General features: G+C 66.1%; 12 protein-coding genes. 1 reads left to right on the plus strand and 11 read right to left on the minus strand.

The annotated features are described in order from the left end of the window. Nucleotides 1-123: 123 nt before the first annotated feature. From aspS to DPV79_RS35670, 11 genes are all read right to left on the minus strand, one after another. On the minus strand, nucleotides 124-1926 hold the full coding sequence (gene aspS, locus DPV79_RS35620) for an aspartate--tRNA ligase (protein ID WP_021158416.1): 1803 nt from the start codon (nucleotides 1924-1926) through the stop codon (nucleotides 124-126). 67 nt (nucleotides 1927-1993) lie between these two features. Continuing rightward, nucleotides 1994-2644, minus strand: coding sequence for a DUF502 domain-containing protein (locus DPV79_RS35625; RefSeq protein ID WP_027789155.1), 651 nt, complete (start codon nucleotides 2642-2644; stop codon nucleotides 1994-1996). Nucleotides 2645-2705: 61 nt separating this feature from the next. Next, the gene (locus DPV79_RS35630; protein WP_113047609.1) at nucleotides 2706-3053 is read right to left on the minus strand and encodes an FmdB family zinc ribbon protein; all 348 of its coding nucleotides are present in this window, start codon (nucleotides 3051-3053) and stop codon (nucleotides 2706-2708) included. Between the two features lie 95 nt (nucleotides 3054-3148). Beyond that, on the minus strand, nucleotides 3149-3775 hold the full coding sequence (locus DPV79_RS35635; protein ID WP_021161318.1) for a methyltransferase domain-containing protein: 627 nt from the start codon (nucleotides 3773-3775) through the stop codon (nucleotides 3149-3151). 17 nt (nucleotides 3776-3792) lie between these two features. Then, complete coding sequence (gene ubiB, locus DPV79_RS35640; RefSeq protein ID WP_027789152.1) at nucleotides 3793-5370, minus strand: ubiquinone biosynthesis regulatory protein kinase UbiB; 1578 nt, start codon at nucleotides 5368-5370, stop codon at nucleotides 3793-3795. A gap of 12 nt (nucleotides 5371-5382) precedes the next feature. Next, nucleotides 5383-6009 carry a ubiquinone biosynthesis accessory factor UbiJ gene (locus DPV79_RS35645; protein WP_006487883.1) on the minus strand — a complete coding sequence of 209 codons (627 nt, stop codon included), beginning with the start codon at nucleotides 6007-6009 and terminating at the stop codon, nucleotides 5383-5385. 163 nt (nucleotides 6010-6172) lie between these two features. After that, on the minus strand, nucleotides 6173-7204 hold the full coding sequence (locus DPV79_RS35650) for a Tim44 domain-containing protein (protein WP_113047610.1): 1032 nt from the start codon (nucleotides 7202-7204) through the stop codon (nucleotides 6173-6175). 41 nt (nucleotides 7205-7245) lie between these two features. After that, a complete protein-coding gene (gene ubiE, locus DPV79_RS35655; protein ID WP_027789150.1) occupies nucleotides 7246-7977 on the minus strand; it encodes a bifunctional demethylmenaquinone methyltransferase/2-methoxy-6-polyprenyl-1,4-benzoquinol methylase UbiE in 732 nt (243 codons plus the stop codon). Nucleotides 7978-8030: 53 nt separating this feature from the next. Further along, nucleotides 8031-8444: a gamma-butyrobetaine hydroxylase family protein gene (locus DPV79_RS35660; protein WP_113047611.1), complete on the minus strand. Its 414-nt coding sequence runs from the start codon at nucleotides 8442-8444 to the stop codon at nucleotides 8031-8033. Beyond that, the gene (locus DPV79_RS35665; RefSeq protein WP_021161324.1) at nucleotides 8441-8884 is read right to left on the minus strand and encodes an HIT family protein; all 444 of its coding nucleotides are present in this window, start codon (nucleotides 8882-8884) and stop codon (nucleotides 8441-8443) included. The genes DPV79_RS35660 and DPV79_RS35665 overlap by 4 nt, the downstream gene beginning before the upstream one ends. A gap of 85 nt (nucleotides 8885-8969) precedes the next feature. Further along, a complete protein-coding gene (locus DPV79_RS35670; RefSeq protein ID WP_113047612.1) occupies nucleotides 8970-12995 on the minus strand; it encodes a DUF3683 domain-containing protein in 4026 nt (1341 codons plus the stop codon). Between the two features lie 576 nt (nucleotides 12996-13571). On the opposite strand from DPV79_RS35670, the gene ilvA reads away from it, so the two are divergent. Continuing rightward, complete coding sequence (gene ilvA, locus DPV79_RS35680; protein ID WP_021161327.1) at nucleotides 13572-15095, plus strand: threonine ammonia-lyase, biosynthetic; 1524 nt, start codon at nucleotides 13572-13574, stop codon at nucleotides 15093-15095. The last annotated feature ends 6 nt before the right edge of the window (nucleotides 15096-15101 follow it).

Consider the following 15101-nt stretch of genomic DNA (forward strand, 5'->3'; position numbering starts at 1 on the left):
CAGGCTCCGAACGGACGGCAAGTGCTGCGACTGTACCGCAAAAAACGAAAAAGGCGCATCGCTGCGCCTTTTTCATGAGCGTCGTGTGCGCGCGAACGCACACACGACCGGATGCGAAGCGCGTTACGCCTTCGGTTGTTCCGGCTGACGCAGGCGGATGTGCAGTTCGCGCAGCTGACGCTCGTCGACCGGGCTCGGTGCCTGCGTGAGCAGATCCTGCGCACGCTGCGTCTTCGGGAACGCGATCACGTCGCGGATCGAATCGGCGCCGGCCATCATCGTGACGATGCGGTCGAGACCGAACGCGATACCGCCGTGCGGCGGCGCGCCGTACTGCAGTGCATCCAGCAGGAAGCCGAACTTGAGCTGAGCCTCTTCCGCGCCGATCTTCAGCGCACGGAACACCTTGCTCTGCACTTCCTCCTGATAGATACGCACCGAGCCGCCGCCGATTTCCCACCCGTTCAGCACCATGTCGTAGGCCTTCGCGAGGCAGCGGCCCGGGTCGGTCTCGAGGTACTCGAGGTGCTCGTCCTTCGGGCTCGTGAACGGGTGGTGCGCAGCGACGTAGCGCGCATCTTCGTCGTCGTATTCGAACATCGGGAAGTCGACGACCCACAGCGGCTTCCAGCCGGCCTGGACCAGACCGTTCGCCTTGCCGAATTCCGAATGGCCGATCTTCAGGCGCAGCGCGCCGAGGCTGTCGTTGACGACCTTCGCGCGGTCGGCCGCGAAGAAGATGATGTCGCCGTCTTCGGCGCCGGTGCGCTCGAGGATCGCCGCGATCGACGCGTCGTGCAGGTTCTTGACGATCGGGCTCTGCAGGCCGTCGCGGCCCTTCGCCTTCTCGTTGACCTTGATCCATGCGAGGCCCTTCGCGCCGTAGATGCGCACGAATTCGGTGTAGCCGTCGATGTCGCCGCGCGACAGCTCGCCGCCCTTCGGCACGCGCAGCGCCGCGACACGGCCGTCCTTCGCGTTGGCCGGCGTGCTGAACACCTTGAAGTCGACGTCCTTCATCGCGTCGGTCAGCTCGGTGAATTCGAGCTGCACGCGCAGGTCCGGCTTGTCCGAACCGAAACGCGCCATCGCTTCCGAGTACGGCATCACCGGGAATTTCGCGTCAAGCTCGACATCGATCGTCGTCTTGAAGATGTGACGGATCATGTCTTCGAACAGGTCACGGATTTCCTGCTCGCCGAGGAACGACGTTTCGCAGTCGATCTGCGTGAATTCCGGCTGACGGTCGGCACGGAGGTCTTCGTCGCGGAAGCACTTGGTGATCTGGTAGTAACGGTCGAAGTTCGCGACCATCAGCAGCTGCTTGAACAGCTGCGGCGACTGCGGCAGCGCAAAGAACTGGCCCGCGTTCACGCGCGACGGCACGAGGTAGTCGCGCGCGCCTTCCGGCGTGCTCTTCGTCAGCATCGGCGTTTCGATGTCGATGAAGCCCTGCTCGTCGAGGTACTTGCGCGCTTCGATCGCGACGCGGTAGCGCAGGCGCAGGTTGTGCTGCATCTGCGGGCGGCGCAGGTCGAGCACGCGGTGCGTGAGGCGCGTCGTTTCCGACAGGTTGTCGTCGTCGAGCTGGAACGGCGGCGTGACCGACGCGTTCAGCACGTTCAGTTCGTGACAGAGCACTTCGATCTTGCCGCTCTTCAGGCCGGCGTTGACCGTGCCGTCCGGACGGTTGCGCACGAGGCCCTTGATCTGCACGCAGAACTCGTTGCGCACGCCTTCGGCGGTCGCGAACATTTCCGCGCGATCCGGGTCGCACACCACCTGCACGAGGCCTTCACGATCGCGCAGGTCGATGAAGATCACACCGCCGTGATCGCGGCGGCGCTGCACCCAGCCGCACAGCGACACGGTTTGGCCCAGCAGGTGTTCGGTCACGAGACCGCAGTATTCAGTACGCATCGACATGATGTTTGCTTTCGTTCGGTTTGATCAACGGGCGCCGCAACGCGCGGCCCGGGCGATGATTCTTTACTTACAGCGGCGGCTCGACGGGGCGGCGCGCAGGCGCCGGAACCGGCGCCGGGGGCGCCACCACGCCCATCGAGACGATGTACTTGAGCGCGGCATCGACCGACATGTCGAGTTCGATGACTTCGCTCTTCGGCAGCATCAGGAAGAAGCCCGACGTCGGGTTCGGCGTCGTCGGAATATAGACGCTCACGTATTCTTCCGTCAGATGATTGAGCACGTCGCCGCCCGGCGTGCCGGTCAGAAACGCGATCGTATACGAGCCGCGACGCGGGTATTCGATCAGCAGCGCCTTGCGGAACGCATTGCCGCTGCTCGACAGCAGCGTGTCCGACACCTGCTTGACGCTCGTGTAGATCGGCCCGACGACCGGGATGTGACGCACCACGGCGTTCCACCACGTGACGAGCTTCTGGCCGATGAAGTTCCGCGTGGCCAGCCCGACGACGAAGATGAACGCGAGCGTCAGCACCGCGCCGATCCCCGGCAAGTGGAAGCCGAGCATCCGCTCGGGCTGCCACGATTCGGGCAGCAGCAGCAGTGTCTGGTCCATCGTGCCGATGATGAGACCGAGCACCCACAGCGTGATCGCGAGCGGGACGAGAACCAGCAGGCCGGTCAGAAACACCGATTTCAGGGTCGTCTTTTTCATCATCTGCCGTCAATGAACCGCGCCGGCGGCGCGGGTTGGTCGCAGCCCGGCCGGGCCGCGACGGTCAACTGCTGGCGGCGGGCGTGGCTGCCGGGGCAGGCGCAGCGCTCGTCGTCGTGCTTTCGGAACTGCTCGATGCAGCCGGCGCGGCCGCGGCGGGCGCGGCTTCCGCCGGTGCGGCCGGCGCTGCGTCGCCCGACGCCGTCGCCGGCGCGCTGGTGCCGCCCGAACCGCCGCGGAAATCGGTGACATACCAACCCGAACCCTTCAGCTGGAAGCCCGCCGCGGTGACCTGCTTGCGAAATGCATCCTTCCCGCATTCCGGGCACTGTGACAGCGGCGCATCGCTCATCTTCTGGAGCACGTCCTTCGCGAAACCACACGCTTCGCATCGATAGGCGTAGATCGGCATGATATTTTTCCCGCGGAAACTGGAAACGGCTTGCAAAACCTTGAATTATAGCCGAAACCCTGCTGCGCTCCGGCAATGTCCGCGACACCCGCGCATCAGCGGCGGCGCCACGTGAGCCAGCGCTCGTGACCTTCGAACACGGGCAGCGAATCGGTTACCGGCAAATCCTCGATCAGTTCGAAGTGCGGCGTGAGCAGCGCATCGAGTTCGGCACGCTCGATTCCGAACGGCGGCCCCTTCGGTTTCGCCATCAGGAAAAAATAGCCGGCCAGCAATCCGTCCACGGGCAGCAGCTCGGCCATGCGCGCCGCGTAGCCGGCGCGCATGGCCGGCGGCAGCGCGCACAGGAACGCACGCTCGTACACCCACTGCACGTCGAACGGCGGCCGGTACGAAAAGAAATCGGCCTGCTCGACGACTTCCGCGTGCACGCCGAGCTGCGCTTTCGCAACTGCCACTGCCTGCGCGGAGAAATCGATCGCACGCACGGGCCAGCCGGCCTGCGCGAGCCACCCGGCCTCCTGCGCACTGCCACAGCCGGGAATCAGCACCGCGCACGGCTCGAGCCGGTGCGCGAACACGCGAAACCCGTCGGGCACGCCACCGAATTCCCACGGCGTCACGCCACGCGCGAAACGTTCGTCCCAGAACGATGCGTTACCGGGATCGCGCGTCGCGAAATCGGCGGCTGCCGGTGTGGACGGTTGCTTCGGATCGGACATCGCCCTGCTCCTTTCGGTCATGTGCCGTACGCGAGCGCGAGCAGCACGCGCGCAACGAGCGCCCCGACGCCGACGGCGAGACCGAAGATCAGCAGCGCCTGCAGCAGCCGGTTCGTCCGCTTCTGCTCGACGAGAATCTGGCGCATCAGGTCCTCGCTCGCCGCGCGCGGCGCGTCGTGGCGCGCCGCCATCGCATGATGGATCAGGCGCGGCAGTTGCGGCAGCGTCTTGCTCCACTGCGGCGCTTCGACCTTGAAGCGCTCGTACCAGCCGCGCAGGCCGATCTGCTCGGTCATCCAGCGCTCGAGGTACGGCTTCGCGGTCTTCCACAGGTCGAGCTCGGGGTCGAGCGAGCGGCCGAGCCCCTCGACGTTCAGCATCGTCTTCTGCAGCAGCACGAGCTGCGGCTGGATCTCGACGTTGAAGCGGCGCGACGTCGAGAACAGGCGCATCAGCACCTGGCCGAGCGAGATGTCCTTCAGCGCACGATCGAAATACGGCTCGCACACCGCTCGAATCGCGCTTTCGAGCTCCTCGACGCGCGTCTCGGGCGGCACCCAGCCCGATTCGAGGTGGAGCGTCGCGACGCGGTGGTAGTCGCGCTTGAAGAACGCCAGGAAGTTCTGCGCGAGGTAGTTCTTGTCGAAATCGGACAGCGCGCCGACGATCCCGAAATCGAGCGCGACGTAGCGGCCGAAGGTGTTCGGATCGAGGCTCACCTGGATGTTGCCCGGGTGCATGTCCGCATGGAAGAAGCCGTCGCGGAACACCTGCGTGAAGAAGATCTCGACGCCTTCGCGCGCGAGCTTCTTGATGTCGACACCGGCCGAACGCAGCGTCTCGACCTGGCTGATCGGCACGCCGGTCATGCGCTCCATCACGAGCACCTGCGACGTCGAGAAATCCCAGAACATCTCGGGCACGAGCAGCAGGTCGAGGCCCGCGAAGTTGCGGCGCAGCTGGCTGCCGTTGGCGGCCTCGCGCATCAGGTCGAGCTCGTCGTGCAGGTACTTGTCGAACTCGGCGACGACTTCGCGCGGCTTCAGGCGCCGGCCGTCGGCCCACATGCGCTCGGTCCAGATCGCGATGTCGCGCATCAGCGCGAGGTCGGAATCGATCACGGACAGCATGTTCGGGCGCAGCACCTTGACGGCGACGGCCTTGCCCGCGTGCTGGCCCTGTTTGAGCTTCGCGAAATGCACCTGCGCGATCGACGCGCTCGCGACCGGCTCGCGCTCGAATTCGTCGAACAGCTCGTCGACCGGCGCACCGAGCGACTTCTCGATGATCCCGATCGCGACCGCCGAATCGAACGGCGGCACCTGGTCCTGCAGCTTCGCGAGTTCGTTCGCGAAATCGACCGACAGCAGGTCGCGGCGCGTCGACAGCACCTGGCCGAACTTGACGAAGATCGGGCCGAGGCTTTCGAGCGCGTGGCGCAGCCGCACCGCAGGCGGATCGGAATAACGGCGGCCGATCGTCGTGATCCGCAGCAGCAGCTTCACGCGCCGGTCGTCGATCCGGGACAGCATCACTTCGTCGAGACCAAAGCGGATGACGGTGTAGACAATCTTGATGAAACGGAAAATGCGCATGCCCTGCGGCCCTCAGTGCGCGCCGCGCGGGCCGGAACCCGTGCGCGCGCCGATTTTTTGTTCGAGTCGCTCGACCCGCTTTTCGACCCGCGCGAGCGCATCGCGTGCGCGCGCCAGTTCGGCGTCGAAGCCGCCGAGCGACGCGCGCCGGACGACTTGCGGGTTCTCGTCGAGCCAGTATTCGGCAACGGAATCGAGCACGTTGCGGCCGGTACGTCGCGCGCGCGCACCGGCGTCGCGCACGACCGTCGCGATCCGGTATGCCGCCGCGTCGCCGACCAGCTTCGCGAGATCTTCTTCAGGTTCCCAGCGCAGGTGCTCGGCCAGCTTCGCGATCTGCGTCGCGAACTCCGCATCGCCCTCGATCTTCACGTGCTTCATCACGGCCGCCTGGCCGCCCTGCAGGAACGCGGCGACCGTGTCGCCCGCGAGCGCGATCGACACGTCGACCTGTTGCGCATCGTGCGCGTCGACGGCCGACAGATAGCCGTCGGGCTGCACCAGCAGCGTGAGCGTAACGGGAGGCACGTCGATCCGGGCAGTCTTGCCCGCATACGGAATCAGGCGGTCGCGCGCCCACGATTCGCGGGCGAGCAGGTGATTGACGGCAGCAGCAAAAGGCTTGGCGGCAAAGGTCATCGGGCTGGGAAAGAAAAAACCCGCGCAGGCCGGGCGCCCACGCGGGTTTCTATTGTAACGTCGGATCGTCGGCAGGCCGTACCTGACCGCACACCCGGGTGGCAAGCGGTCGCACTGCGACGGCCGTTGCCCGGATGTCCGGCGGTGTGGCCGCCGGACACGCTCAGTGCGTGTTGATCTGCTGGATGCCCGCGAGCAGCCAGCCCTGACTGCCCGACTTCGACAGGTTCCACACCTCGTCGAACGGCGCGGCCGACGCATTCGCCGATTCGCGGATCAGGCCGTGGAAACGCACGCTCGCCGACTGCTCGATGCCGCGATCCTCGATCGCGACCAGTTCCGCGTCGAGCTGCACGACGTCGGTCTGGTTCGACTCGTTGCCGCGCGAATCGAGGTCGATCTTGATCTCGGCGAACATTTCGGGCGTCGTGAACTCGCGGATGTCGGCCAGGTTGCCCTGGTCCCACGCGGCCTGCAGGCGCACGAAATAAACCTTCGAGCTGCGCAGGAACGCTTCGGTGTCGAAGCCGGCCGGCACCTGGAGCGGTGCTGCCGCCGCCGCTGCCGCGCCTGCGCCCACGGCACCGCCGCCGAACACGCCTTGTGCTTCGTTCGCGTAGCTGCTGCCGCTACCCGCATAGTTGCTGCCGGTGCCGCCCTGCTGGAACGACGGGCTCTGCGAGTAGCCGCCCGACGACGACGCCGAGCCGCCGACCGAGTATGCCGGCTCCTGCGGACGACGGCGGTTCATGAACTTGCGGATCAGCCAGATGCCGACCATCGCGAGCAGCGCGATCACGATGACGTTCGCCATCATGCTCGCGAATGCGCCGCCCAGGCCGAAGTGCGACAGCAGCGCCGCGATGCCGAGGCCGGCCGCGAGGCCGGCGATCGGCCCGAGCCAGCGCGAGCGGTTGGGCTGCGCGGCCGGCGCGGGCGCGGCCGGGTTCGCACGCTGCGCCTGCGACGGCGCGGCCTGCTGCATCGGCTGCTGCGCAGGCGGCGTGGCCTGGCGCTGCGTGACGGTGGAATTCTGGCGGCCGATGCTGCGCCCGCCGCCCATGCGCTTGGCTTCAGCGTCGAGCGATGCGAACGTGCCGGCCGTGAGCAGGCCGACCATCAGCAGTGTGCCGACTCGTCGAGCCCACGGCTTCGACGGCTTGCTACGGTTGAACAACGAACGCGTTTCGGACATCAGCTTCTCCAGATGTAAGACAAATGTATGGAAAGAGCCCCTTAGTACTTGGCTCCCATGTGTAAAGCTACCACGCCACCTGACAAATTGTAATATTTGACGGCATCGAGGCCCGCTTGTTCCATCATCGTCTTCAGCGTGTCCTGATCGGGGTGCATCCGGATAGATTCAGCAAGATACCGGTAACTTTCAGCATCTTTCGCGAACTTGTCGCCAAGCCACGGTAATACTTTGAAAGAATACAGATCGTACGCCTTTTTCAGCGGATCCCAGACTTTCGAGAATTCCAGCACCATCACGCGGCCGCCGGGCTTCGTCACGCGGCGCATCTCCGCCAGCGCGGCATCCTTGTGCGTCATGTTGCGCAGCCCGAACGCGACCGTGACCAGATCGAAGTAGTTGTCCGGGAAGGGAATTTTCTCCGCGTCGCACAGCAGCGACGGCGTCACGATGCCCTTGTCGAGCAGCCGGTCGCGACCGACGCGCAGCATCGATTCGTTGATGTCCGTGTGCCAGACCTCGCCCGTCGGCCCGGCTGCCTTCGCGAACGCCTTGGTCAGGTCGCCGGTGCCGGCCGCGATGTCGAGCACCTTGAAGCCGGGACGTACGTTCGCCTGCGCGATCGTGAACGCCTTCCACGCGCGGTGCATGCCCGCCGACATCAGGTCGTTCATCAGATCGTAGTTGCTCGCGACCGAATGGAACACACCCGCCACTTTCTTCGCTTTTTCGTTTTCCTCGACGCTTTCGAAGCCGAAGTGGGTTTTGCTCATCGCGTTGATCCTCAGTAAATGGCAAGACGGCGCCGAGCGGGCGCCGTCGAATTTCAGTGGCAGTGGCCGTGCGACGCGGAGGCCGCCTGCATCGGGGCGTCGCGCTCGACGCCTGCCGCCTTCAGTTTGTCGAAATAGTCGCGCCACAGCGCGTCCTGCTGCGTGGCCAGCTCGTACAGCAGGTCCCACGAGTAGATGCCGGTCGAATGGCCGTCGGAAAACGTCGGCTGCAGCGCATAGTTGCCGACGCCCTCGAGCGCGGTGATCGTCACCTCGCGCTTGCCGGTCTGCAGCGTCTCCTGGCCGGGCCCGTGGCCGCGCACCTCGGCCGACGGCGAATACACGCGCATCAGCTCGTACGGAATCCGGTAGCTTTCACCGTTCGGGTACTGCAATTCGAGCACGCGCGATACCGCGTGCACGACGACGCCGGACGGAATCGGCGTCGTGGAAGTCAAACCGCTCATGGCTGCCTCGAATCGGTCATGCGTTGAATTTCCTCGCGCACCGCATTGTGCAGCAGCGAGGCCTGCGCCGCGCGCGTGCGCAGCAGCGCCTCGGACACGCTGCGCTGGCGCGGCGCCCAGACGGGCTGCGGGAAGTGGGCATCGTTGGAAAAGCGCGGGATCACGTGCCAGTGCACGTGCGGCACCATGTTGCCGAGGCTCGCGAGATTCACCTTGTTCGGCTGCATCACGCGGCGCACGGCCCGCTCGACCGCGTAGACCACGCGCATCAGGTGGGCCCGCTCGGGCTCGCCGAGATCGGAGAATTCCGCTACGTGCGTGCCCCAGATCACCCGGCAGAAGCCCGGATACTCGTGCTCGCCCGTCGCGAGGACGACGCGCAGCGCATCGTCCTGCCAGAGCACCTCGCCGCCGTCTTCACGGCAAAACACGCATTCCATCGTCGCTCCCATGTGGACGGGCGCCGGCATTGCCGCGCCGGCGCCCGCTCATCCCCAGCCCGGTCGGGCGGTCGTCATGCCCGCATTAGACCAGCACGCGCTCGATCCCGCCATTGTTCGCGCGTGCGACATAATCGGCCATCCAGTTCTCGCCGAGCACCTGGCGCGCGATTTCGACCACGATGTAGTCGGCTTCGAGGTTCGCATCCTCGCTGTAGCGCGACAGGCCCTGCAGGCACGACGGGCAGCTCGTCAGGATCTTCACGTCCGGGCCGTTCGCGGCCGCGGCGGCCGGCGCCGGCGCGTTGCCGGCCACGACCGGGATGCTGCGCAGCTTCGCGGCGCCCTTGCGGATCTCCTCTTCCTTGCGGAAGCGGACCTGCGTGGACACGTCCGGGCGCGTGACCGCGAGCGTGCCCGATTCGCCGCAGCAACGATCGTTCTTCTCGATCTTGTAGCCGTCCTTCTCCGCGCCCATCAGCTCGTTCACGAGCTTCACCGGGTCCATCGTCTTGATCGGCGTATGGCACGGGTCGTGATACATGTAGCGCGTACCCGTCACGCCGTCGAGCTTCATCCCCTTCTCGAGCAGGAACTCGTGGATGTCGATGATCCGGCAGCCCGGGAAGATCTTGTCGAATTCGTAACCGGCGAGCTGGTCGTAGCAGGTGCCGCACGACACGACCACCGTCTTGATATCGAGGTAGTTCAGCGTGTTAGCGACGCGGTGGAACAGCACGCGGTTGTCGGTGACGATCTTCTCGGCCTTGTCGTACTGGCCCGAGCCGCGCTGCGGATAGCCGCAGCACAGGTAGCCCGGCGGCAGCACGGTCTGCACGCCCGCCTCCCACAGCATCGCCTGCGTCGCGAGGCCGACCTGCGAGAACAAACGCTCGGAGCCGCAGCCCGGGAAGTAGAACACCGCTTCCGAATCGACGGTCGTCGACTTCGGGTTGCGGATGATCGGCACGATCTTGTTGTCCTCGATGTCGAGCAGCGCGCGTGCCGTCTTCTTCGGCAGGTTGCCCGGCATCTTCTTGTTGACGAAGTGGATCACCTGCTCGACGACGGGCGGCTTGCCCACCGTCGCCGGCGGGTGCTGCGTCTGCTTCTTCACGACGTTCTTCAGCATGTCGTTCGCGAAGCGCTGCACCTTGTAGCCGACGCCCATCATCACGCTGCGCGCGGCGTTGATAGTCTGCGGGTTGGTCGCGTTCAGGAAGAACATGCCCGCCGCATTGCCGGCGTTGAATTTCTTCTTGCCCATCTTGCGCAACAAGTTGCGCATGTTCATCGTGACGTCGCCGAAATCGATCTTCACCGGGCACGGGGTCGCGCACTTGTGGCACACCGTGCAGTGGTCGGCCACGTCGTTGAACTCGTCCCAGTGCTTGATCGACACGCCGCGGCGCGTCTGTTCCTCATACAGGAACGCCTCGACCAGCAACGACGTCGCGAGGATCTTGTTGCGCGGGCTGTACAGCAGGTTCGCGCGCGGCACGTGCGTCGCGCACACCGGCTTGCACTTGCCGCAGCGCAGGCAGTCCTTCACCGAATCGGCGATCGCGCCGATGTCGGACTGCTTCATGATCAGCGACTCGTATCCCATCAGCCCGAAGCTCGGCGTATAGGCGTTGCGCAGATCGGCGCCTTCGAGCAGCTTGCCCTTGTTGAAGCGGCCGTTCGGGTCGACACGCTGCTTGTACGCGCGGAATTCGGCGATCTCGTCGTCGGTCAGGAACTCGAGCTTCGTGATGCCGATGCCGTGCTCGCCGGAAATCACGCCGTCGAGCGAACGCGCGAGCGTCATGATGCGCGCGACCGCCGCGTGGGCGTCCTGCAGCATCTCGTAGTTGTCGGAGTTGACCGGCAGGTTGGTGTGGACGTTGCCGTCGCCCGCGTGCATGTGCAGCGCGACGAACACGCGGCCGCGCAGCACCTGCTTGTGGATCGCCTGCGCTTCGTCGAGGATCTGCTTGAACGCGCCGCCGTTGAAGATCGCGCGCAGCTCCGCGCGGATCTCCTGCTTCCACGAGATGCGCACCGTGCGGTCCTGCGTGACGTGGAACACGGTCGCGCCCGGCTGCTCGTCCGCGCGATCGGCGAACTTCTCGGCGAGCGCCTCGTAACCGAGCTGCACGAGGTAGTGCTGCGCCTCGCGCAGCGGCTGGTCGAGCCGGTCGCGCACGAATTCCCAGCGTGCGCGCACGCGCTTGAGCAGCTCCAGTGCCTGCTGGACGCGATCCTCGAGCAGTTCGGCGCTCGGGATCTCGTTCGCGTCGTCGGTCTTGCCGAGCGGCAGGTTGCCGGCACGGAAGAACGCTTCCAGCGCGTCGACCAGCTGCAGCTTGTTCTTCAGCGACAGCTCGATGTTGATCCGCTCGATGCCGTCGGTGTACTCGCCCATCCGGTTCAGCGGGATCACGACGTCTTCGTTGATCTTGAACGCGTTCGTGTGCTTCGCGATCGCGGCCGTGCGGCTGCGGTCGAGCCAGAAGCGCTTGCGCGCCTCCGCGCTGATCGCGACGAAACCTTCGCCGCTCTTGCCGTTCGCCATCCGGATCACTTCGGACGTCGCGTGCGCGACCGCGTCGGCGTCATCGCCGACGATGTCGCCGATCAGGACCATCTTGGGGAATGCGTTGCGCTTGCTCTTGGTCGCGTAGCCGACCGCGCGCAGGTAGCGCTCGTCGAGGTGCTCGAGGCCCGCGAGGATCGCGCCGCCCTGCTTCGACGTCTCAAACAGGTAATCCTTGATCTCGACGATGCTCGGGATCGCCTCGCGCGCCTGGCCGAAGAATTCCAGGCAGACGGTGCGCGTGTGCGCGGGCATCTTGTGCAGCACCCAGCGCGCGGACGTGATGAGCCCGTCGCAACCTTCCTTCTGCACGCCCGGCAGGCCGGCGAGGAACTTGTCGGTCACGTCCTTGCCGAGACCTTCCTTGCGGAACCGGCGGCCCTCGATCTCGAGCATCTCGCTCTTCAGCAGCTTCTCGCCCGGCGCATATGCGCCGTCGAACCACTTCAGCTCGAAACGCGCGACCGCGATGTCGTGGATCTTGCCCTGGTTGTGCTCGTGGCGCGTGACTTCGAGCCAGTTGCCGTCCGGGTCGACCATCCGCCACCAGGCCAGGTTGTCGAGCGCGGTGCCCCACAGCACGGCCTTCTTGCCGCCCGCGTTCATCGCGACGTTGCCGCCGATGCACGATGCGTCGAGCGAGGTCGGATCGACCGCGAACACGTAGCCGGCCGCTTCCGCGGCTTCCGTCACGCGACGCGTGACGACGCCCGCGCCGGAGAAGATCGTCGGCACCTTGTGCGCGACGCCCGGCAGCTCGGTCAGCTCGACCGCGCCGAGCTGTTCGAGCTTCTCGGTGTTGATCACCGCGGAGAACGGCGTGAGCGGCACCGCGCCGCCCGTGTAGCCGGTGCCGCCGCCGCGCGGGATCACGGTCAGGCCGAGTTCGAAGCAGGCCTTGATGAGGCCGGCGATCTCGGCTTCGGTATCGGGGGTGAGCACGACGAATGGGTATTCGACCCGCCAGTCGGTCGCGTCGGTCACGTGCGACACGCGCGACAGCCCGTCGAAACGGATGTTGTCCTTCTGCGTGCAGCGGCCGAGCGCCTTGGTCGCGCGGCGGCGCAGGTCGGCCATCTTCTCGAATTCGTCGGCGAACTCGTCGACCGCGCGCTGCGCGGCGGTTTCGAGCATCTCGACGCGCGATGCGCGTTCGCGGCCCGCGTCGTCGCGGTGCTCGGTGAGATCCGCGCTGCGGCGCTTGCCGATTTCGGTCAGCCGGTGGTTCAGCGCCTCGATCAGCAGCGCGCGGCGCTTCGGGTTGTCGAGCAGGTCGTCCTGCAGGTACGGGTTGCGGCGCACGACCCAGATGTCGCCGAGCACCTCATACAGCATCCGTGCCGAGCGGCCCGTACGGCGCTCGGCACGCAGCTCGTCGAGCACCGACCACGCCTCTTCGCCGAGCAGGCGGATCACGATCTCGCGATCCGAGAAGGACGTGTAGTTGTAGGGAATCTCGCGCAAACGGGGCGCGGGGTCGGCGGCGACGGCGGCGGCCGCGCCATGCGGATCGAAAACTTGTGGTGCGTTCATGTTCGGACGACTCGGAGGGCCGATACACCGTGCACGGGCGTCGGCAAGCGCGTGGGCGCAATCTTGGGGAAATCTGTTCTGTTACCAGGCGCGCAGCTGTCCTTCATGGGGCCGGAGCGGGCGGCGATTCGCTCCTCCTGGCCGGCGACAGGGCCTGGCGGCACTCGATCATCGGCACGATCGCGCGCGGCGCGCATGCCGTTCCGCCGCGGGGCTGGCTGCGCGCGGCGTCGGCTTCAACGGTGCGATCCGAGGGTGCCTCTGCATCTTCCGAATCCTTGATTCAAAACGGAATTCTAACCCATGATCGGGCCACGCGTGACACGTCGGACAGGTCGTGGGGCTATCGCCGCGAGCCGCGCCAGGCCTGGCTCGGCGCGATTTCACGCGGCCATTCGCCGTCCGTCCGGTCGGTAACCACGCGGTTAAGCCGGCAAAAGAGGCCGCGCAACGTCGCCGATGCACCGCCTGCACGGCCCCGCGAGCGTACACCCGGCATGCCGCTTGCATACGGGCGGACCCTTGGCGCTATCATTGACCTTTTACCGTCTGCTACCGCACTGCACGCGAGCGCCCATGGCATCCCACGATTACCTGAAGAAAATCCTCACCGCGCGCGTCTACGACGTCGCGATCGAGACGGAACTCGAATCCGCCCGCAACCTGTCCGCCCGGCTGCGCAACGCCGTCTACCTCAAGCGCGAGGACAACCAGCCGGTGTTCTCGTTCAAGCTGCGCGGCGCGTACAACAAGATGGCGCACATTCCGGCGGACGCGCTCGCGCGCGGCGTGATTACGGCATCGGCCGGCAACCACGCACAGGGTGTCGCGTTCTCGGCGGCCCGGATGGGCGTCAAGGCGGTGATCGTCGTGCCCGTCACGACGCCGCAGGTGAAGGTCGATGCGGTGCGCGCGCACGGCGGCCCGAGCGTCGAGGTGATCCAGGCCGGGGAGTCGTACAGCGACGCGTATGCACACGCGGTCAAGGTGCAGGAGGAGCGCGGCCTCACGTTCGTCCATCCGTTCGACGATCCGTACGTGATCGCCGGCCAGGGCACGATCGCGATGGAGATCCTGCGCCAGCACCAGGGCCCGATCCACGCGATCTTCGTGCCGATCGGCGGCGGCGGGCTCGCGTCCGGCGTCGCGGCCTACGTGAAGGCGGTGCGACCGGAGATCAAGGTGATCGGCGTGCAGGCCGAGGATTCGTGCGCGATGGCGCAGTCGCTCGACGCGGGCAAGCGCGTCGAGCTGAGCGAGGTCGGCCTGTTCGCGGACGGTACCGCCGTGAAGCTGGTCGGCGAGGAAACCTTCCGGCTCTGCAGCGAATACCTCGACGGCGTCCTGACGGTGAACACCGACGCGCTGTGCGCGGCGATCAAGGACGTCTTCCAGGACACGCGCAGCGTGCTCGAGCCGTCCGGCGCGCTCGCGGTCGCGGGCGCGAAGCTCTACGCGGAACGCGAAGGCATCGAGAACCAGACGCTCGTCGCGGTCACGTCCGGCGCGAACATGAACTTCGACCGGATGCGCTTCGTCGCCGAGCGCGCGGAAGTGGGTGAAGCGCGCGAAGCCGTGTTCGCGGTCACGATCCCCGAGGAACGCGGCAGCTTCAAGCGGTTCTGCTCGCTCGTCGGCGACCGCAACGTCACCGAGTTCAACTACCGGATCGCCGATGCGCAGGCCGCGCACATCTTCGTCGGCGTGCAGATCAAGCGCCGCGGCGAATCGGCCGAGATCGCCGCGAACTTCGAATCGCACGGCTTCAAGTCCGTCGACCTGACGCACGACGAGCTGTCGAAGGAACACATCCGCTACATGGTGGGCGGCCGTTCGCCGCTCGCGCTCGACGAGCGCCTGTTCCGCTTCGAATTCCCGGAACGGCCGGGCGCGCTGATGAAGTTCCTGTCGTCGATGGCGCCGGACTGGAACATCAGCCTGTTCCATTACCGTAACCAGGGCGCGGACTACAGCTCGATCCTCGTCGGGCTGCAGGTGCCGCAGGCCGATCGCGCCGAATTCGAACGCTTCCTCGCGGCACTCGGCTACCCGTATGTCGAGGAGAGCGCCAACCCGGCTTACCGCCTCTTCCTGTCGTAAAGGCGT

Origin of the sequence: Burkholderia reimsis (assembly GCF_003294055.1) — a bacterium.
In the GTDB taxonomy this organism is placed as follows: Bacteria; Pseudomonadota; Gammaproteobacteria; order Burkholderiales; family Burkholderiaceae; genus Burkholderia; species Burkholderia cepacia.